The organism is Levilactobacillus lindianensis (assembly GCF_003946095.1).
GTDB lineage: Bacteria > Bacillota > Bacilli > Lactobacillales > Lactobacillaceae > Levilactobacillus > Levilactobacillus lindianensis.
The window spans coordinates 38,530-59,508 of sequence record NZ_RHOD01000014.1; the positions used below are offsets into that span (position 1 = coordinate 38,530).

Below are 20,979 nucleotides of genomic sequence, written 5' to 3' on the forward strand. Positions count from 1 at the left end.
GTGACAGGATGGCTCGTGTAACCAATGACACCATTATTAAAACGGCCGAGGAGCTGTTAAAGCGTCACGAGAGGGTGACGCTCGCTACGCTTGCAGAAAAATTAGACATTACCCATCCGGCACTCTATAAGCATTTTAAAAATAAGGACGAGCTTTGGACAGCTGTCTTGACGAAGTGGTTTACCGATGAGGTCCTTAATCGAATTGATGTCGCTCAGAATATCGCAGACCCTAAGGTGGCGTTAAGGGAGTGGCTGTGGCAGTTCGTGACCCTTAAGAAGAAGATCTACCAGCAAGACCCGCGGATGTTTGCCCTAAATACCAAATATATTGATGAACGGCCATTGGTCTTGCGTGAACTCCTGCAAGGCGCCTATGCGCAAATCAACACGATTTTAGGGTGTACTGACCCCACCAATTTAAAGGCCGAGGCGATCATGTCCGCTTTCGCTGTCTTCACGGTGCCGAGTTTTAAAGAAACGTGGAATGAGCCGGACTATGCGCAACGGTTTAACGCTATCTGGCAGTTAATTGAAAAGGGCCTTTAGTCAAGGCGGCAATAAAAAACGGTCAACACCATCTGGTTTTATCCAGAGATGTTGACCGTTTTGAAATTAATTTTTAGGTTTAGACGTCGTGATGGAATGGCCGGTGATGGGCTAATGGCCGAGGTCGGCCGTCGGCGTGGTGGCCAGGACGTAGCTGGTTAAGTTGTTCCAGCTGGAGCTGTTTCGTATGTTCTCGTTCAATTTGGAGTTGCTTCTTGAGTTGACGATTCTTCCAATAACCGTGAATAATTACCGTGGCGGGCAGAACTTCCATGAACAGGGTCGCAGGAATCAGCCAAGGATTCTCAGTCACGAGGGTTTTCATATCATCGTGGTGAGCGGCTAGTGGTTCGGCGACATCCGTGATCAGTCTATGCTTTAACATCAGCAATCACACTCCTTTGACCCATCATAACCCAAAGGCGCGTGCCTGTCAGCCAACCTGTTCCACGTGAAACATCACTAACGTCGGTGCCAGTAACTCAGAAGGTGTAAAATACTGAGAACGGCCGCGATTCCTAGGACAACTGTCTCCAGCATAGGGATGATCCCCAGATGACGGTAGTATTCATAGGCGAGGATGCTCCCCGTAATCAGAACGCCACCGATCCAGGCCAATAGTTTTTGCATCTTAACGGGAACCTCCTTCAATCGTTGTCACGAAAAAAGCCCGGAAATATCCCGGGCTTAACGCTTCATTGACTTACTCAGCAACCTTAACCAACACGGCCTTCGTCACGTCTTCATCGACGTCACGTGCGATGTGGTAGCCAGCAACCTTCAAGTGCGTTGCCTTGTTCTTGCCGGTCAGGGTCTTCTTAACCGTAAACTTTTGCGTCATCGGAATATCCGACAACTTCCCTTTAAAAGAGATTACAGTCTTGTTGCCCTTGGTCTTAAACGTTGTAGCCAGCGTCCCTTCCTTGTTGAGGGCATCGGCCTTCTTAGCCGCGCTGAAAGTCTTGTAGAACTTGTTGACGTTGTAAACGGTAACCTTACCGTTCTTGTTAAACTTATAGGCTTCTAAGCCAGAATTACTCTTGGCGTTGACCGAACCGGTCACATACCAGAGTTGTTTCGACTGGGTTAAGGTAGACTTGACGTCTGCCTTCTTAGTTGTTTTGTTTTTAAAGCTTGCTTGTTGGGTGTTGCCTGAGTCACTACTCTTACTGCTGCAACCCGCCAGGCCAATGGTTAAGATCGCCAATAGACCTAGGGTAGCAGCGAACATCCGGGACTTCTTCATTATCCAATCACCTCATCTAAAAATGATAACAGTTTTCACGGTAACGTACAAATGGCGCCGCTTTATCCACCCATAGTATAGCATGACCGCTGCGGGAAAATGAGCTGTGGGCCGTTAAAAAAACGTTAAGGTTATGGGAATAGCGGCGGGCAATCAGAATAAATTGGGTTGACAGTTATTTCTGAAAAGAGCAGACGAACGTATGTTTTTCTGGTAAAATGTGACAGAGAGTTTGAACGGCATTGAGAGAGGGGATTTAGAAATGAGCAAGCGACATTATCACAGGGGGCGCCGGCGAGGACGGACCTCAATTGTGGCGGCGATCCTATTAATTATCATTGGGGCCATCGGGGGTCTGAGTTCACAAGGGAACCCAACGGCCAAGAAGCTCACCCAGACCGCCAGCGAGGTGGTCACTCAGATTACGGGAGAGTCGAGCAGTCAGTCCAGTCAAAATGGGGGAACCCAGGCGCCTAAGCAGTCCGTGGCGACCAAGAAGTTAGCAGAGCTGAAGTATACGGGGACACAGATCGTGGCGGTTAACCACAATCAACCAACCTTTACGAAGGCCGATCTGTCCCTCAAACAGGGCGCCTGGGCCAAATACGGGGCGCTAGACACCGCTAACCGGGTAACGACGGCTAATGCCATGCTAAGTAAGTCAACGATGCCTACGGCTAAGCGGGAGCCCTTGTACGTCAATCCAACTGGATGGCGAAATAAACCCTACACAGTTAATGGTAAACGGGGCTATCTCTACAATCGGAGCCATTTGATTGGGTATCAGCTGACCGGTCAGAATAACAACTTGAAGAATCTGATGACCGGGACCCGGTCTTTGAATGATCCGGGGATGACGGCCTACGAGAATCCAGTGGCGAGCTACCTGAAAGCTCATCCTAGTAATCATATCCGTTACCAGGTGCAGCCCGTCTTTCGGGGAAATGAACTGGTGGCGCGTGGGGTGCACATGCAGGCCAAATCCGTCGAAGATCAAGGCATCTCTTACAATGTCTACATCTTTAACATTCAGGCTGGCATCAAGATTAACTATAATAACGGGAGTAGCCAACTTGGCGATCCCGCAGCAGCTTTTTAGCCGGAATTAAAGAAGGGTCTGGGGAAAATCCCAGACTCTTCTTTGTATCGCCAAACTTCTGTGGCCGAAGCGTGCGTCAAAGGGTAGCGGGCTGTTGTCTCGCGCGCCGTTAACGACGATTCATATAGCGGTAAATGAGGTAGAGAACTAGTCCGGCCAGTAATATCAGACCAACCGTGGGATTGTCGCGGAAGATCCAGCGAATCGCGCGGAAAGTTCCCGTGCCGTGTAGACCGCCAAGTAGGGTAAAGAGTTTGGACATGGTGCATGACCTCCTAAATTTTTTTCGGGGTAAGTCGGTAAAAGTTAAAGAAAACTAAAGACATTTACACGGATTGGCGTATGATGAAAAAAGAAAATGTTTAACGAGGAGGGTTACTGGTGAACGTGAATTTTGTGCTGATCCTAGATATTATCGTCATCTTAAACACGGCGTTAGCCTTCGTGACGGTCTTCCGGGAGAAACGCGACATCGCAGCAACTTGGGCCTGGATGTTAGTGTTAGTTTTACTGCCGGTAGTTGGGTTTATCGCTTACGCCTTCATCGGGCGGAAACTACCGAAGAATCGAATGTTTCGATTGCAACGGCAGGTAGCCGTTCAGCTAAACGAACGGTTAGACCAGCAACGTGATCAGTTGGGGACGGAAATCATGCCCGCCGATAAGATTAGCCATTCGGTCATTAATATGGTGAATATGTTTATGGAGACTGACCAGGCCTTCTTGGCCCGTAAGAATCGAGTACGCATTTTCACCGATGGGCACGACCTCTTCCATACCATGATGGAGGATATCGAAGGCGCCCAATCTAGCATTCATATCGAATTTTACACCTTTTACAACGATCAGATCGGAAATGACATCCTGGACCTTTTGGTTAAAAAAGCTGCCGAAGGGGTCGAGGTTCGTGTGATCTATGATCCATGGGGTTCCATGGGAACTTGGAAACGATTCTTCAAACCTCTGATGGCGGTCGGCGGACACGTGGAACCCTTCCTGGGCGTTCGTTCAGCCGTGATTGACTTCCGGCTGAATTTCCGGGATCACCGAAAGATTGTGACGATTGATGGCAAGGTGGGCTACGTCGGTGGGTTTAACATCGGCGACCAATACCTCGGCCGCAAGAAGAAATTTGGTAACTGGCGCGATACGCATCTGCGGATTGTGGGTTCCGGTGTGTTCTCTCTTCAGGCACGATTCATGTTGGATTGGAATGCCACCGACCGGGACCATCCGTTCGCTGATGATCGGATTGATTCGCATTACTTCCCTTTAACGAAGGTCAAAGGGACCACGAGCCTGCAGATCGTGTCTAGTGGACCTGACTCCGACTTACAACAGATTAAGATGGGCTACATGCGGCTGATTCAGACGGCAGAAAAGAGTCTGTGGATTCAGACACCGTACTTGATTCCTGATGATAGTGTCTTGGACTCCCTGCGGATTGCAGCCATGGCCGGGATTGATGTGCGGATTATGATTCCAGATAAGCCGGACCATGCTTTCGTTTACCGGGCTACGCAGTACTACGCGCGGCAGCTGGCGGATGACGGCGTCAAGATTTACTACTACCATAATGGGTTCATTCACGCCAAGACCATGGTCATTGACGGGAAGATTTCCTCCGTGGGGTCCGCTAACATGGATTACCGGAGCTTCAAATTGAACTTTGAGATCAATGCTTTTATTTATGATGAACAGATTGCCCAGCAACTGACGGCGATCTATGAAACGGATATCCGCCACAGCGAGTTAATTACGCCAGAGATGTTCGACCAACAGTCGGCCTACCTGAAATTCAAGCAAACGGCATCTCGCTTGCTATCGCCAATCTTATAAGCCACTTCGGTAGTGATTGACGGGGGATGGGTGGTATGATGAGGTCGCTGAAAGTCGCGGTGTCTAGCCGCCGGATTGAGGCCGGTTGAACCGGTCGGTTGGCAGGGCAAACCCACAGCAGCAATAGGTAGTATGTGTGAGAGGCGGGGACGCAGGTCCTCGCCTCTTTGGGTTCTCGGACGTATTTGTTGGGAGAATAAAATTGTGGAGTTGAACCTGGCTATTCCCCAGCAGATTTTAATCCGGATTTGGTAAAATCAATTTTTAAAATGGGTGGGTTAAAATGAATTAGACTACCCGCTAAAAGCTGGGGCGCCGGAGCGGGCGGTAGTTCGTAACGGCAAGGTACCGGGAGTATTGGAGGAGAAGACAAGATGAAGATTGCGCGACATCGTTGGCCACTATGGCTACTGTATACAATCGCCTTTGCCGTGATTGCGGCGGCGAGCTTTGGGGTGTTGGCGCTGGCCAACCGGACGTTGATTTGGAACATGGATGGCGTCAATCAACACTATCCATTGATGCGCACGTTTCATCAGATCCTCTATCGCCAAGGGTTAGGAGGGGTAGCTGGGTGGTCCTGGACCTTCGGCTTAGGAGCCGATAAATTAACGACACTCGCTTACTATGTCTTGGGCGATCCTTTTGCCTACGTGTTAGCCTTGCTCCCACTGCATCTGATGGAGGGCGGATACGGGTTAATGGTTATTCTGCGTCTGTACGCCGCCGGACTGGCCTTTCTAGCCTTTAGCCGGTGTTACACGGTGACGCCAGGCAGTCGCTTGCTGGGGACGCTGACGTATACCTTCACAGGGTATTCGCTGATGATTGGCGTACACCATCCCTTCTTTATTTTGCCGATGCTTTGGTTCCCGCTCTTGTTACTGGGAATCGAACGGGTCTTTGCCGGCAAAGGCTGGCGGTGGCTGGGCCTCTTCACGGGACTCGCCGTTTTAAGTAACTTCTACTTTGCTTACATATTAGGGTTGGGTAGTCTCTGCTATGCCGTCATCCGGTACTTTAGCTTACGCGCTCAGGGACGCTTAGCCGTTAAATTTCGCACGTTGTGCTGGCAATTGGTCGTTGCCGCGGTCACGGGCCTCCTATTGGCGGGGGTGCTGTTAGTACCGGCTGGTGTCATGATGCTTCAGTCAACGCGAACACTATCGACCTTTGCTAACGGCCTGCTGGTCTATCCAGCGAGCTATTACCTGACGCTGGGAAATGCTGTCTTGACTACCGGGAACGTCCTCAATTACTGGGCAATTCTAGGGATGAGTGGGCTGACCTTTCTAGGGTGTGGGTACACGTTGCGTCACTGGCGTCAGTACCGTTATCTGGCATTAACTCTGGGACTCATTGTGATTGGTTTGGCGATTCCAGCAGTGGCGGCCTTCTTTAACGTCTTGTCGACCCCGTCGAATCGTTGGCTCCTTCTAGCGGCGGTTCCCATTAACTTAGCGACGATGGTTCTGGGTGATCACTTGTTTAGCCTGACCAAGGGTGATCGGCGTTTTCTGGCGGGCTTGGCTGCGGGGCTGATTCTGGTGGTCTACGCTAGTAATGGTTTTATCTTCAGTAATCCTCGGCGAAACCTGATTACCTATGGGCTGTTCTTGGCCCTGGTCGTGGTAGTTGTGGGGGGCCGTCAATGGTCGCGTCGTTGGGTCGTGGGTCTAATTGGGACGTTGGTTGGGTTGAATCTGATCAGTAATGCCTGGGGATACTATGATCCAGATGCGGGGGTACAGGCCACGCAACAGCTACGAAATCAGGATGCCACGCGCTATATCACGGCGTACTTTGATGGGGCCCAAGAGGGGCTCAGTCAAACGCCATTTAGTCGGGTGAACACGGCACCTAACTTTAACTTACAACGGACAGTGGGAAACAACATGACCATGGCGCACAATTTAAATGGCGTGATGTCCTACTTCTCCGTCCAAAATGGGCACCTTGGTCAGTTTAGTCAAGACGTCAAGAATGCTGAGTATGCAATGAATTCGCCCCTGGGACAATTAGACGGGCGGACGACATTGAATCAGATACTGGGGGTGAAAACCCTTTTCGCTAGAGATGATCAGATTCAAAATGGGGCAGCCTTACCTTATGGTTATCATGCCGAGAAACGGATCTATCCAGAAGAATCAGTTTATGGACTCTCAAATGGTACGGGGACGCGGCGTCTAACAACCACGTTGAATTTTCCATTAGTCTATACGCAGTCACATGTTCTGTCACAACGCCAATGGCGGTACTTGTCTGCCGTTGATCGGGAGCGCAGTCTAACGCAGGCCGCGGTGGTGCCGGATACGTCTGCCAAGACGGCCAAGGCCACCTATCAGTCGCCGGCTCGTAACTTGGCTTACACGGTGACGGCTAACACGATTCCCGTGCTAGACAGTCCCAACAAGGTCATTCAATATCGGTTGAAACAGGCCGAGGTGGGGCAGAAGAAGGCCCTCAACGACAAACAACTTGCCACCTTTGGTCAAACGTTAAAGTCTCCGAAATTGACGCTGGACCAGAACGGTCTCATGAGCCAGCGTGACGAGCAAACCTATGGACCGATCGTTCAGATTAAACAGAATCAGGCGGCACTTGCGCGGGTACTCAAGGCCAACCAGCGGATTGTCTTGCGGAATGCTCAGGCGAACGCGACGGGACTGCATCAGGTGACGAGTGACGTTCAGGGGCAGCCGATTCAGTATACATTGACGATCCAGCGGCCAAAGAAGGCGCAGGGAACGGAACTGTATCTGGCCTTTGATGGCATCAGTGCCACGCGCCAGTCGACGCGCCAACAACTGAAACAACAAGAAAATTCCAGCATCTTGGGGAATACCCCCCTTTCCGCCTTAACGAAGCTGGATTCGTGGCGGGAGACCGTTCGAACCCCCGACCTGGGGGATTATTGGGTCACAGCCAAGACGCGGAATGGCCGCAACAGCTTCTCTCAATTTGGCATTGACAACCTGTCGGATTATGAGCCTAAGCACAATGTTCTCTTGAATCTCGGTTATTCAAAGCAACGGCGGGAGACCATTGATGTCACGTTCAGTGCGACCCGGCAGATCGATTTTAAAAAAGTTAAATTGATCGCTATGCCTTATGGAAAAGCCTATGATCGTCAGATTCATGCGGTGCAATATCATGGGATGCGGGCCGCAACGGTGCGAGATAACCGCGTTACCGGGACGGTTGAGAACACGCAGGCAAGCTGGCTGACCACCTCGATTCCTTACTCGACCGGGTGGCGGCTACGAGTCGATGGGAAGACAGTCAAGACGGAGGTTATTAACGATGGCTTCGTCGGTGCCCCCCTAAAGGCTGGTGAACACCATATCGAACTGACCTACCAGACACCGGGACTTGCAGTCGGCTGGATTTTGACCATAATTGGTGGCTTGAGTTTGGCTAGCGGGCTGGTAATCCAGGGCTGGCGGCGTTATCGGCGGGAATAGCATTCAACTATAACCCAGGAAATTAAGTGACGATCCGCTTATTTTAAGGGGATTAGCCATAGAAAAAGGGAGGGTGAGCAGTCTTCAACGACTGTTCACTCTCCCTTTTTAAGTACGAGTTAAGCGGCATTTAAAATCCAGAGGAAGGCGACGAAGACCACGGCAAGTCCGTACATCATGGGACCCACTTCCTTGCCACGCTTAGCGGCGATCATGGTCAGTGGGTAAGTGATGAAGCCCAAGGCAATCCCATCGGAGATACTGTAAGTCAGGGGCATTCCCAAGACAATCAGAAAGGCTGGTGCGGCGACTTCAAACTTTTCCCAGTGAATGCCCTTTAAGGATTGGGCCATGAGAACGCCGACGATGATCAAGGCTGGTGCTGTGACTTGGTTAGTCACCACGGCCAGTAATGGGGAGAAGAAGGCCCCGAAGATGAAGAGAATTCCGGTGACGATCGCTGTAAAACCGGTTCGACCACCCACGGCAATTCCGGCGGATGATTCAACGAAGGCCCCCATGGGAGAGGTTCCCAGTAAGGAACCCACGACCATCGTGCTGGAGTCGGCCATCAAGGCCTTACCAATCCGCGGTAACTTGTTATCCTTAACTAAACCGGCTTGTTCGGCCAAGCCGACTAAGGTTCCGGTGGTATCAAAGAACGTTACCAACAAGAAGGTCAAGACAACCACGACGAGTTGGAGCGAGTTGATGCTTCCAATATGAGTTAAACCCACTAAAAAGGTGGAGTGGATGCTTGGAATTGGCGCAATCAGGTGGCTGGGTAATGGAATCAGGCCGGTGAGCAGACCCAGAATAGAGTTGGCTACCATCCCGATGAAGATGGCCCCGGGAACCTTGGCACTCATTAAAATTAAGGTAATTAAAAGGCCAAAGATGGTTAGCCAAGTGCTACCGACTTGTAAGGAACCGAGAGCCACAACAGTAGACTTGTCGGGGGCAACGAGGCCACCTTGACTCAGCCCGATGAAGGCAATAAATAGGCCAATTCCGGCACTGATGGCCATCTTAAGGTCTCGAGGAATGGCGTCAACCACCATTTCACGGAGTTTGAATGCGGTCAAAACCATGAAGAGTAGTGAGGCCACGAAGACCCCAGCCAATGCCGTTTCCCAGGGCACCTTCATCCCAATAACGACGGAATAGGCGAAGAAGGCGTTGATCCCTAGGCTGGCTGAAATGGCGATGGGGTAGTTGGCCATGATTCCCATGACGAAACACCCGAAGGCGGAAGCAAAGGCAGTCGCCGTGAATACGGCACCTTGGCTAATGCCGGAGGCCCCAAGAACTTGGGGATTAACGAAAAGAATGTAGGCCATTGAAACGAAAGTGGTGAGTCCGGCTAGAATTTCAGTTCTAAAGTTGGTGTTTAAGTCATCAAAGTGAAAATAGTTGGCAATCTTTTGCATGAATCAGCACTCCTTAGCAGTTTTTGGTTAAAAGACGAACATTAGCAACGAACGTTCGTGTATTTATCGGTAAACACTCCTTAAAGAGCTTAACATTTTTCACTTTTGGAAGCAATCACGAATTAACAATTATTTTATAAAAATAATGTTCGGATTAATGGTGAATGCCTTTTGGATAAACAGAAATGGCGTTCTGTAAGGAAAATAACCGGTCCTTAGCGCCAGTAAATCTTGAAAATTTATGAAAAATCGGTAAGGTCGTTATCTCTTAGTGAAGCTTTCTGGTACACTGGGAGGCAAGTAAAAAGGAGCGAGAATTGATGACAACTTTCTTAATTGTTGGGGCGACGGCCGTGGGCCAAAGCGTGGCTGAGCGGCTATTGGCTGCCAATGCGGGTGCGGTTCGTCTCCTGCACACACCACAGGAACATTTAGTGGCCAGTGTGGCAAACCGAGTGACGGAGTACACGGGAGATCTGCGAAAAGAGGCCACTTACCAAGCGCCGTTGCAGGGTCAACCAGTTGTCTTCTCGGCATTAACGGGGATGGACGTTGATCTGGCATTTGAAGCGTTATTCGATGCTCAGTATCATCAACGGCTAACCTATCCGCGTTTCGTCATGTTGAGCACCGCTGGCGTGGATCACGAGGTTCAAGATGAGCTGACTTACCCCGGGATTTCGGCGACAGATGAGTATCTGAACCAACAGCGTTATGCAGCCAAGTTGGTGGATGAGGCAGAGTTTCCTTATACGATCTTGCGGCCGGTAGTCATGGTTGATCGGCCCGAAGAGGATGCTCAGATTATTCCGGAGGGCCATCCGGTTCCCGTGGGTCAGGTTGCCAGAGAAAGCGTCGCGGCCGTGGCAACAGATATCCTGATCAACGGCGGGTATGATTATCAGTCGATTGCAATTTGCTAAATACGACACAAAGTTAGTTTTTTTCAGGGAAAAGGGTTTGCTCACGCGCATAGTTTGTTAGAATAAGGGCAGTGGGGTGAAGGCATTGGCAATTAAAATAGACGATCAACAACTTCAAGCAATTCGTGAACGGATGGACGAAGCGAACCAACAGGCCCACTTTGTGATCTTTCAATCGGTTGAAAAGGAAACAGGAAAGGTCCTGCGACTGATTACGGATATCGAAAGTTTTCGCACCATTCAAGAGCAGCATGCGGCTGATTCCGAAATGACGGTTATTCAGGACATTGTGCCGATTACGGATGCTTTAGCTCGCTGGGCAGTTGCCGAAAATATGGCGGCCCAGCAGACGAACGGCGAAACGGTTCTCGCCGATTTGGAGTACTATACCAACGAAGTGTTAAAAGAGAATCATCAAGCGGTCAATCCACCAGAGGATGCTGCGAGCAAGTAGGTTAACTTCGGTTAGTCTACTTTTTTATTGCCAATTTTGTAAGACGTGTGGGTCCTGATCGACAGCCAAGGCTGGTAAAATGGAGGTAAGTTTAGGGGATTACCCTTGAGGAGGGGTTATGATGAAACAAGGAAAGTTGATGATGAGTGGGGTATTGGTAACCTTATTAACCTTTGGGTTGGTCGGGGTACCGGTTGCTGGTCAAGCGGCGACCACCAAATCCGTCTCTTACGGTAAGCTCACTAATAACAAGGCCCATCGGCTTGCAGCTATTCGGCAGGCGACGCGGCAACAGATTCTTAAGCAGACGAAGGCCAAGAGTAGTCGCGTTAAGGCCGTCTACAAGGTTGGCCTACCCTACCATATGAATAAGAAGGGCAAACTAACCACTAAGGGGTTGCGGGTTAGTTTACGGAAGAACTCGTTTAAGTTGAAGACAGTGACGGTACCTTACAAAGAGTTGAAGGGTAAGATTCGTAATCGTTACCTGCCAAAGGCCCAACGGACGAAGACGGTTAAAACCTCTAAGTTGGTCGCCTTGACCTTCGATGATGGGCCTGATAAGACGCTCACGCCACGTCTCTTAAAAACGCTGAAGAAGTACAAGGCCCATGCGACCTTCTTTGAGGTTGGTCAGAGTGTCAGTCGCTACCCCAAGATTTCACGAGCAGTGCTGGCCGGGGGGAATGAATTGGGTAACCATTCCTGGAATCATCCCGATTTCAATGCGATTGGAACAGCTAAGACTAAGAGTCAGATTATGCGGACTAACCAGGCGATTTACAAGGCTACGGGGACGCTGCCACAGTACGTTCGGCCACCCTATGGGAACATCACGGCTGCTGAGGGTCGCGCTATCGAACAGCCGATCGTCCGCTGGTCGGTTGATTCACGTGATTGGGCTTATCTGAACAAGCAAAAGGATATTAACTCTGTAATGAAGGCCACTAGGGGTGGGTCTATCGTGCTGATGCATGATATTCACTCACAATCGGTGGCGGCGGTCCCAACGATTATCAGGCGGCTTAAAGCCAAGGGATATAAGCTGGTGACAGTGAGTCAGTTGTTGAATTATCAAGCGTTACCCGGGCTACAGTATTTCGGGGCGCATGACTATCGGACGGCCGGCAAATAATTGGGACGTGAAAAGGGGTCGAGACATTGTCTCGACCCCTTTAGCTAGCTATATTTTTAATGGACAGGCCTGTTATGCGAGAAATTGTTCTGCCAGTTGTTGGTAAACGTGTTGTACGTGAACGAATTGGTCCAGATCGACGGATTCATTCAAGGCGTGAGCATCACGCCAGTCGCCAGCCCCGTAAACGATGACGGGGAATTCATTGCTAGATTTCGTGAATTCAGAGGCATCCGTGGCGCCGTGGATGACCTGCAGGTTGATCGGATGACCGAATTCAACATCCGCAATTTTCTTAGTTAGTTGGACCAAGGGTGACGTTTGTTCGGAGATGATTGGTTTGAAACTGTAATCCACGTGGAGGGTCAACTGCTCCTGTGGCTCCTGGTTTAATTGATCAACGACGGCATTCAACCGGGCGATCACAGCCGCATTATTAAATTCGGGAATTGGTCGGATGTTCCCTTGAAGTTCGGCCTTAGAAGGAATGCTATTCACCTGATCGCCACCGTTGAAGACGGTGACACTGTGGACCAGCGGCCCCAGTTCGGGGCTGACTGGGGCGTCGTCGAAGGCGGTCGCCTCGGCGGTAATGAACTTTGCCAAGTTGGTGACGGCATTCACTCCTTTTTCTGGCATGGAGCTGTGAGCCCCCACCCCCTTTGAGTAAACATGGTAGTTGAGTGAGCCGTTGTGCGCATAGACAATATTGCCGCCGGTCGGTTCACCAATAACCATGGCACTGATATCATCCGCCAAGCCTTGTTCGGTCAGCATCCGTGATCCCATGGCGCCATTTTCTTCACCCACAGTGCCAATGAAACGTAGGCGACCGTTGAGGGGTGTCTGGGCATCCGCCAGGGTTAGGAAGGTGATGACCATCGCAGCGAGGCCACTCTTCATGTCGGCACTCCCCCGGCCGTAGAGGCGGTTATTCTCGATGTGGGCAGCGAAAGGATCGAATTTCCAGTCACTCAGGTCACCCGTGGCGACCGTATCGAGGTGACCGGATAGGACCAGAACGCGATCGCTGTCGGTATTGCCGATTTCGGCAACGAGGTTGTGACGACCCTCAGCGTAAGGGACCTGATGGGATTGAATGCCATGGGTGGTGAAGAGTTTTTGGATATAGTCGGCCACGGCCGCCTCATTCCCATTGACGGAGTTAATTTGAATTAAATGCTGTAGGATTTCAACTTGTTCGCTTTTTTGCATAGAAGACTCAACTCGCTTTCTCACCATTTTTTAATATTTAAGTCCTAGTGTAGCACGGTTTTGGCGAAATGGAGACGGATCAAGCAAAAAAGATCGGCATTAGCTGGCACTTTAACCAAACGTCTGTTCGCTTTTGGTGTAAGGTGTGCTAGACTATAATCAAGTAAAAATCACATAGGAGGTTGGCATATGAGTTTACAATTCGTCTTGGGAAGCGCGGGGCAGGATCACCGAACGCCCATGGTGAGTGCTTTAGCTCAGCAGGTGACGGATCATCCCCAAGATCGGGACTATTATTTGGTTCCCAACCATATTAAATTTGAAACGGAAGTCGATGTTTTATCGGCTCTAAAGGCTCGTTTGGCACCGGATCAGGGACTGTTCGCCCAGTCTCAGGTCCAGGTCTTTTCGTTTACCCGGTTGGCTTGGTTCTTTATGAAGAATGAACCGGTCTATCAATTACCGCGGATCTCCAAAGCGGGACTCAATATGCTGATCTATCAAATTATTCAAAGTCATGCGGATGAGTTGACCATCTTTCGTGGGGAGGTTGATCGTCCGGGCTTTGTCAGCCAACTGACGGCTCAGCTGGCCGAACTCAAGGTGGGACAGGTAACCGCAGTTGATCTGATGACGGCCGTGGAACAGATGGATACGGTTAATGCCGATCTCCAGGCCAAACTTCACGACCTTATGATTATTTATGAGGCCTTTGAACAACAGATGCTGGGGAAGTATGTCGAAAATACCGATCTGCTTAATCAGTTGGCGGACTTTCTTGCCAATAAGGTCGACCTCAGCCAGGCCCATTTCTACCTGGAAGGTTTCTCCCAGTTGAGTGCTCAGGAACGCCGATTGGTGGCAGTTTTAATTGAACACGCCGCTAGTGTAACCGTGGCCTTAAATCTCGATCGGCCTTACCGCAATCAGAAGCCAGACGCCACCAACCTGTTCTATCAATCAGGGCGGCTATACTTTCAATTGGCCCAAGTGGCCGCGGCCGCTCAGGTGCGGTTGGAACCCGACCAATTCACGCAACAGCCCCGAGTCTCAGCCGACCTACAGGCGCTGGATGCTTACTGGCAGGCCTCCAATTCACTCATGACTACCCCGACGAAACCCGTTAAAACACCGGCGAATATTCAAATTGTACAAGCGGCCAATCGTTACGTGGAGGTAGCTCAGGTTGCCATTAAGATTCGTCAAATGGTGGCAACTGGGGACTATCGTTACCAGGATTTCTTGGTTGTGGCGCGGCACCTCGAGGCCTACCAAACGGTGATCGATCCCATTTTCAAGTCCCAAGAGATTCCCTACTTTGATGATGCCGATGTTCAAATGGCCGATCATCCCTTTGTGGAGTTAATCAATGCGCTCTTTGATGTCGATCGCCGTAATTATCGGTATGCCGATGTCTTTCGGGTCCTGAAATCGGAGCTCCTCTTACCTAAAAATTCAGAAGGCCAGCCAATTGATCTACAGACCTATCGACAGGCGTTGGCCCTAACGGAGAATCTGGTTTTGAAAAATGGCTATGAGGGTCAGCATCGCTGGACGCAGAAGAAGGATTGGGTTTATACCCGGTTCGCTTCTGTCGCTGACCAGGTCCAGACAACACAAGATGAACGCATTACTCGCCAGATTAACTTAATTCGCCATTTTGTCAGCAACACCTTGCCACCGCTCTTTCAGCGGCTTAAAAAGGCCGAGACCTATACGGATGCCGCCGCGATTCTCTACCAATTTTTGGATCATGCGGGCGTGGCAGATCGCTTAATGACGTGGCGTGATCAGGCGATCGATGAGGGTGATCTGATGCGTGCGGGGCAACCCGAGCAGACCTGGTCAACCTTCTGTCAGATGCTGGACGAATGCCACGATATCTTAGGAAGTATGTCGTTTAACCAGACAACTTTCCAGGCGATCTTACAGTCCGGTTTTGCCGGGGCCAAGTACAGCCAGATTCCGTCGACCTTGGATCAGGTGTCCATTTCCGAAAGTGGGCTGGTTCAGGCCAACAATCGGAAGGTAACCTTCCTGATGGGCGCGACCGCCGATAACATGCCAGATGATCAGGTGCCAACCACGTTGTTAGCGGATAATGATCGTCAAGATTTGAGTACGCAATTGCAGGCAACGGATGAGACCCATTACCTCAGAGACGATGCGGCCACGCAGCTTGCTGGAGAACCTTATCTAAATTATCTGGCCTTCATGAGTGCTAGTGAACAGGTGATCTTCAGTTATCCGGTTACCAGTGATGACGACAACACGTTGCAGGTCTCACCTTATGTGGCCCGGATTCAACAACATTTTAATTTGAAACCGATTATTGCAGCCGCAGCACCCCAGGCTGAACAAACGGGGATCGGGTCCTTTGTAGGCACTCGGCGCACCACGCTCCGTCACCTAGTTCAGGCAAGTCATGATAGTCAGGAACGGCAACAACCACTGTCGCCGGCCTGGATCACGGTTTACCGCCTGTTGAAGGACGATCCGACGTATGGCGATTTGACCGTGAAATTATTGGGCAGTCTGAATTACCGCAATGTCCCGAAGGCTTTAAAACCAGAGATTGTGACCGACCTCTACGGCACTCATATCAGTACCTCGATCTCGAAGCTGGAAGAATACTATGCCAATCCGTACGCCTACTTCCTGAAATATGGCTTGAAGCTGCAGGAACGGGATGTCTTTGAGTTGTCGCCGGCTAGCACCGGGGAGTTCTTCCATGCCACGATGGATGGGTTGATTCGCAAAATTCATGACCAGCATTTGGATCTGGCCAAGATGGATCAACAACAACTCCATGAGTTAGCAACGGAAGTCATGGCCAACGTCTTGGATACCGACGTGAACCCCCAGTTTGCCATTCTGCAGAGCTCTCATCGAATGACGTACATCCAACAACAGCTTGAGAAGACCATGCAGAAGATGGCCGAGACGCTCTGGGAACAGAGTAAGCGAACTCAGTTACGGCCCTGGAAGACGGAGGTTCAATTTGGAACCAAGAATGAACGGACGGGGTTGTCCTTTGATCTGGACAATGGACGCCAGGTGACTGTTCGTGGGCGAATTGACCGGTTGGATGGCCTCCAAGCGGCGGGAAAGACTTACCTGGGTATCGTGGACTACAAGAGTTCGGACCATGAATTTAGCTTCCAGGAGGCCTTTTACGGCCAATCTATGCAAATGCTGACGTATCTGGATGCCGTTCAGCAAAACTTATCGGAATATCTAGAGGATGAGGATGCTCAGGTCGCCGAATTGGCGGGGGCTGTCTATCTTCACCTGCAAAATCCAATCTTGAAGCCGGCTGATTTAAAATCAACTGATCCAATGGGGGCCTTGTTGAAAGCCGAGAGATATCAAGGCTTGCTGTTAAACGATCCCGATCTGCTGAAGAACATTGATGTGTTATTTAGTCAGGAAGGTTACAGCGTTAGCTCACAACTCTTTAAGAGTATTGCCCAGAAAAAGGCTGGGGGCTTTTATTCGAGGAGTGGCGTGTTAGTCACTCAGGCTGAATTGGATTTACTATTAGCTCATACGGAAACGCTAATTAAGCGCGCGGCCAATGGGATCCTATCCGGGAAAACGGATCTGGCTCCGGTCAGAGAAAAGAGCCAGAATAAAACGGCTATGCAGTACACGCCGTACAAGGCTATTATGCAGTTTGACCCCTTGCTCCCCATGAATAACTATCATGATTTGGCATCACTCAAACGTGATGAGGTCTTTAAATTGATTCAAGACGAGCAGGCAGCGGCAACTAGAAAGGAGGACCATCATGAGTAATGGCTTTTCATTTACCCCGAGTCAAGATCAGGCGATTCATCAACATGGGAATAACCTTTTAGTATCGGCTTCGGCCGGTTCCGGGAAGACCCGTGTTCTAGTAGAACGCGTGATCGAACGACTGAAAGAAGGTACTGGAATTGATGAGTTCCTCATCGTGACCTTTACCAATGCCGCAGCAGCCGAGATGCGGGATCGAATTCAAAAGGCGTTGCGTAAGGAATTGACAGAAGCGAAGGACGAACAGCAACAACAGTTCTATTTACGCCAGTTAAATCAACTGCCAGTGGCTGATATCACCACGCTAGATGCCTTTTGTTTACACCTTTTGCAACACTACTATTACGTTATTGATATGGACCCCGTCTTTCGCCAACTTACGGATAAGACGGAAGTCGGTTTACTTCGAGATGACGTTTGGGCCGACTTGCGAGAAGAACTTTATGCCGATGACGAGTCGGGTCGATTTGCCCGGTTAACTGAAAACTTCTCTAATGACCGGAGCGATGATGGGTTGGCCGAATTGGTTCAACGGACCTATACCTTCGCCAATGCCACGCCCGATCCCGTTGCTTGGTTGAAGCAGCTACCGGTGGCCTATCAATTGGACGCATCGAAGTTAACGGATACGACGTTCTATCAAGAGCAGGTTCAACCACTGTTAACGAGCAAATTAAACCAAGTTAAGGCGGACTTGACCAGTGCCCAGGCATTTGCAACACAGCATGAGTTGAAGAAACAGGCCGATCATATGTCCAAAGCCTTGAAGTCGTTGGCTCAAGTGGAAGGATTAGTGACCCATGGGAGCTGGAATGATTTACGGGCGGCAATCCAGGACTTTAGTTGGGGAAGGATTCCTAGCATTTCAAAAAAGAGTGAGGATTACCCAACCTATAACGATCTCAGGACCGCCTACTATGAACCGGCTAAGGATGAACTCAAGAAAATTTGCGACAAGTACTTCGCCCAACCAGAGGATCAACTGGTTGCGGTCATGCAACGTTCCGGAGAACTGATCACGGAATTATCACGCGTCGTAAGGGCGTATCGTGAAGCCTACCGGGTCGAAAAGGAACGCCGGCACGTCTTAGAGTTTGCGGATATCGAACATGCTGCCTTACAAATCTTGGCTAGCAAAACGGAACAGTCCAAGCAGGTGGCGGAGCGACTTCGCCAGCAGTACGCCGAGATTATGGTTGATGAATACCAAGATACTAATGGGCTACAGGAAGCTATTTTAACGGCGATTGCCGATCCAGCACCTCATGGGAATCTCTTCATGGTAGGGGACGTGAAGCAATCGATCTATCGCTTCCGACAGGCCGACCCAACGCTCTTCATGGGTAAAGCCGACCACTACGGTCAGGATCCGCAGGCGGGGGAATTAATTACCCTAGCCGAGAACTTCCGCTCGATGGCAAATGTTGATAATTTTACGAACTTAATTTTTAAACAACTGATGAATCGCGAACTGGGGGAAGTGGCTTATACCGGGGATGCTGAGTTGGCCTTTGGAGCTACCTACTATCCGGAAGAAGTCACCAGTACCGCTGAGTTATTGGTTTATCTGACCGGGGGTACTGAGTCGGACGACCAAGATGGCGAGGCGATGGACGAGACCTTCCAGGTGGACGATAAACATCAAGGAGAAGTCTTGATGACTGGGAAGAAGATCCAAGCCCTCATCGCTGACGAAACGCCGATCTATGATCGTGATAAAAAGTGTATTCGGCCCATGACCTATGGGGACATTACGCTACTGACACCCACTCGGAGTAATAACCTGATTATCACGGATGAACTCCGTCGATTGGGGATTCCGGTCGTGGTCAATGATGCGCAGAATTACTTCAAGACGACTGAAATTCAGATCATGATGGCGCTCCTACAGGTAATCGACAATCCTTACCAAGATATTCCACTCGCCGCTGTGCTACGGTCACCCATCGTGGGTCTCGACGAAAACGAACTGGCGTTGTTGCGGATTAATCAGCGGACCGGGGATTACTATCAAGCGGTTCGCCATTTCCAACAACAGATGGCTATCGGTGGCCCCGCTAGCGATATGCAGCAACGGGTTTATCAGAAGGTGGGTCACTTCTTAGAACAGCTCGATAAGTTCCGAGACATCGCCCGACAGAACCAGTTAGTCACGCTCATTTGGCGAATTTACCAGGACACGGGCTTCTTAGACTATGTCGGGGGGATGCCGGCCGGTAAGCAACGGCAGGCCAATCTCCATGCGTTGTACGAACGGGCTCAGAGTTATGAGCAGAGTAGCTTCAAGGGACTTTTCCAGTTCGTCCGGTTCGTGGAACGTCTCCAGGAACGTGACGACGATCTGGCCGGTGCGCCGGTTCAGACAGCAGAAGATGCCGTGTCAGTGATGACGATCCATGGGAGTAAGGGGCTGGAATTTCCAGTGGTCTTTATCATGGATGCCTCGCACCAGTTTAACGTTAAAGACCAACAGGGAACCTCCGTGATGAGCGGTAAGAATGGAATCGGGATCGATTATTTGGATCCCAAGACGCGAATTCGGGCGGCCAGCCTCCAGAAGTTGGTCGTTGCCCAAGCAATTTCTCGGGCCAGTCTCGCGGAAGAAATGCGGAAACTCTACGTGGCCTTAACTAGAGCTGAATCGCGCGTTTATCTGGTTGGATCTCATAAGAACAAGGATGAAGCCCTGCAAGCTTGGCGCCAGGACTATCAGAGTCCGGACTTGGTGCTTAATGCTACTTTGCGAGAAAAGCATACCCTGGCAAATTACCTGGATTGGGTGGGGATGTGTCTGGTCAGAGCACCACGGTTTAATTCCGACTGGCGCGATGGCGAAGCCACTAGCCCGAAATTGGTTGATGATCAAACCAACTTCCAGGTTAGTTTTGCGACAGCCCAAGACCTTGGACCGGTGACAGCGGTTGGTGAAGAAGCCGCAGATTGGTTGGAAGAAACCCAGGCCAAGGCAGATGCGCAGGCTGGGACTCCCTTGGAACAGACGGCCATTCGGGGTGTCATGGATTTCAAATACCCACATCAAGCGGCTACGCTGACCACGGCTTACCAGTCCGTCTCGGAAGCTAAACGGCTCTTTGAAGACCCCGACAATGCGTCGATTGGGGAGTATCAGCCGGGCGAACCTACCGGCCACGGCCGGCGGTTCGTCAGTCATGACTTTGATCGCCCAGATTTTCTGCAAACGGTGCGGGCACCGTTACCGACTGAGATCGGGACGGCAACTCACCTAGTTCTACAACAACTACCAGTAACGAGCACGCCAACAGTAGCGACCGTTCAAACAGTGATTGATCGGCTGGTAACGACGAAGATCCTGACGCCCGAAGTGGCGGAAAAAATTGAGGCCGACCGCGTCCTAGGATTCTTTGAGACGTCGGTGGGTCAGGCCGTCTTGGCGCATCCCGATCAATTGCATCGAGAGGTTCCGTTCTCACTCTTGATTCCAGCCAAGAGCCTATTCCAGGATTTCCGGGAGACCAACTCACAGGTCCTCATTCACGGGATCGTGGATGGTTATTTGGAAACGGATGAAGGTCTCACAATCTTTGATTACAAGACAGACCACGTTAATCCACGGGCAGTCGACCGGAGTACGGCTAAATTAGTGGAGCGGTATGGTGGCCAAGTTAATCTTTATGCCACGGCATTGCACCAAATGACGGGCAAACCTGTGACCGCACAGTACCTGTATCTCTTGGACACAGGAACCCTAGTTGCGGTACCGGAAAAAGAAATTCAAGGCTAATAAAAAGCAGGTCCTAGCAACGTGCACCGGAATTGGCGGCGTGTTGCTGGGACCTGTTGTCGTTA

The 20,979-nt window shown here is 50.5% G+C and carries 15 protein-coding genes; 9 read left to right on the forward strand and 6 right to left on the reverse strand.

Translation table 11 applies throughout. The annotated features are described in order from the left end of the window. The first annotated feature begins 8 nt into the window (after positions 1 to 8). Entirely contained in the window at positions 9 to 548 is a 540-nt protein-coding gene (locus EKM70_RS07060) for a TetR/AcrR family transcriptional regulator (RefSeq protein ID WP_125546508.1), read from the forward strand. Positions 549 to 627: 79 nt separating this feature from the next. Here the strand turns inward: EKM70_RS07060 and EKM70_RS07065 are convergent, their stop codons facing one another. The 3 genes from EKM70_RS07065 to EKM70_RS07070 all read right to left on the reverse strand — a co-directional run bounded on the left by EKM70_RS07065 (position 628) and on the right by EKM70_RS07070 (position 1,794). Continuing rightward, positions 628 to 933, reverse strand: a complete 306-nt coding sequence (locus EKM70_RS07065; protein WP_125546510.1) for a transposase — start codon at positions 931 to 933, stop codon at positions 628 to 630. A 77-nt stretch (positions 934 to 1,010) separates the two neighbouring features. After that, complete coding sequence (locus EKM70_RS11380; RefSeq protein WP_164506348.1) at positions 1,011 to 1,178, reverse strand: hypothetical protein; 168 nt, start codon at positions 1,176 to 1,178, stop codon at positions 1,011 to 1,013. Positions 1,179 to 1,251: 73 nt separating this feature from the next. Then, positions 1,252 to 1,794 (reverse strand): hypothetical protein, encoded by a 543-nt coding sequence (locus EKM70_RS07070; RefSeq protein WP_125546512.1) that lies wholly within the window; start codon positions 1,792 to 1,794, stop codon positions 1,252 to 1,254. 262 nt (positions 1,795 to 2,056) lie between these two features. On the opposite strand from EKM70_RS07070, the gene EKM70_RS07075 reads away from it, so the two are divergent. Beyond that, positions 2,057 to 2,893 (forward strand): DNA/RNA non-specific endonuclease, encoded by an 837-nt coding sequence (locus EKM70_RS07075; protein WP_125546514.1) that lies wholly within the window; start codon positions 2,057 to 2,059, stop codon positions 2,891 to 2,893. A 109-nt stretch (positions 2,894 to 3,002) separates the two neighbouring features. On the opposite strand, the gene EKM70_RS11385 is transcribed toward EKM70_RS07075, so the two are convergent. Further along, on the reverse strand, positions 3,003 to 3,155 hold the full coding sequence (locus EKM70_RS11385) for a hypothetical protein (protein ID WP_164506349.1): 153 nt from the start codon (positions 3,153 to 3,155) through the stop codon (positions 3,003 to 3,005). A gap of 119 nt (positions 3,156 to 3,274) precedes the next feature. Between EKM70_RS11385 and cls the strand changes: the two genes are divergently transcribed. Further along, positions 3,275 to 4,732 (forward strand): cardiolipin synthase, encoded by a 1,458-nt coding sequence (gene cls / locus EKM70_RS07080; protein ID WP_125546516.1) that lies wholly within the window; start codon positions 3,275 to 3,277, stop codon positions 4,730 to 4,732. A 374-nt stretch (positions 4,733 to 5,106) separates the two neighbouring features. Beyond that, positions 5,107 to 8,196 carry a YfhO family protein gene (locus EKM70_RS07085; protein WP_125546518.1) on the forward strand — a complete coding sequence of 1,030 codons (3,090 nt, stop codon included), beginning with the start codon at positions 5,107 to 5,109 and terminating at the stop codon, positions 8,194 to 8,196. Between the two features lie 119 nt (positions 8,197 to 8,315). Here the strand turns inward: EKM70_RS07085 and EKM70_RS07090 are convergent, their stop codons facing one another. Next, a complete protein-coding gene (locus tag EKM70_RS07090) occupies positions 8,316 to 9,626 on the reverse strand; it encodes an NCS2 family permease (RefSeq protein WP_125546520.1) in 1,311 nt (436 codons plus the stop codon). A gap of 320 nt (positions 9,627 to 9,946) precedes the next feature. Between EKM70_RS07090 and EKM70_RS07095 the strand changes: the two genes are divergently transcribed. The 3 genes from EKM70_RS07095 to EKM70_RS07105 all read left to right on the forward strand — a co-directional run bounded on the left by EKM70_RS07095 (position 9,947) and on the right by EKM70_RS07105 (position 12,138). Beyond that, entirely contained in the window at positions 9,947 to 10,549 is a 603-nt protein-coding gene (locus EKM70_RS07095) for an NAD(P)H-binding protein (protein WP_125546522.1), read from the forward strand. Positions 10,550 to 10,625: 76 nt separating this feature from the next. Next, positions 10,626 to 11,003, forward strand: coding sequence for a hypothetical protein (locus EKM70_RS07100; protein WP_225416397.1), 378 nt, complete (start codon positions 10,626 to 10,628; stop codon positions 11,001 to 11,003). 121 nt (positions 11,004 to 11,124) lie between these two features. After that, the gene (locus EKM70_RS07105; RefSeq protein ID WP_225416398.1) at positions 11,125 to 12,138 is read left to right on the forward strand and encodes a polysaccharide deacetylase family protein; all 1,014 of its coding nucleotides are present in this window, start codon (positions 11,125 to 11,127) and stop codon (positions 12,136 to 12,138) included. A 72-nt stretch (positions 12,139 to 12,210) separates the two neighbouring features. Here EKM70_RS07105 and EKM70_RS07110 read toward each other — a convergent pair whose 3' ends face one another. After that, entirely contained in the window at positions 12,211 to 13,353 is a 1,143-nt protein-coding gene (locus tag EKM70_RS07110; RefSeq protein WP_125546528.1) for an ArgE/DapE family deacylase, read from the reverse strand. A gap of 189 nt (positions 13,354 to 13,542) precedes the next feature. On the opposite strand from EKM70_RS07110, the gene EKM70_RS07115 reads away from it, so the two are divergent. After that, positions 13,543 to 17,151 (forward strand): PD-(D/E)XK nuclease family protein, encoded by a 3,609-nt coding sequence (locus EKM70_RS07115; protein ID WP_125546530.1) that lies wholly within the window; start codon positions 13,543 to 13,545, stop codon positions 17,149 to 17,151. After that, positions 17,144 to 20,914: a helicase-exonuclease AddAB subunit AddA gene (gene addA, locus EKM70_RS07120; protein ID WP_125546532.1), complete on the forward strand. Its 3,771-nt coding sequence runs from the start codon at positions 17,144 to 17,146 to the stop codon at positions 20,912 to 20,914. The genes EKM70_RS07115 and addA overlap by 8 nt, the downstream gene beginning before the upstream one ends. Positions 20,915 to 20,979 lie beyond the last annotated feature (65 nt).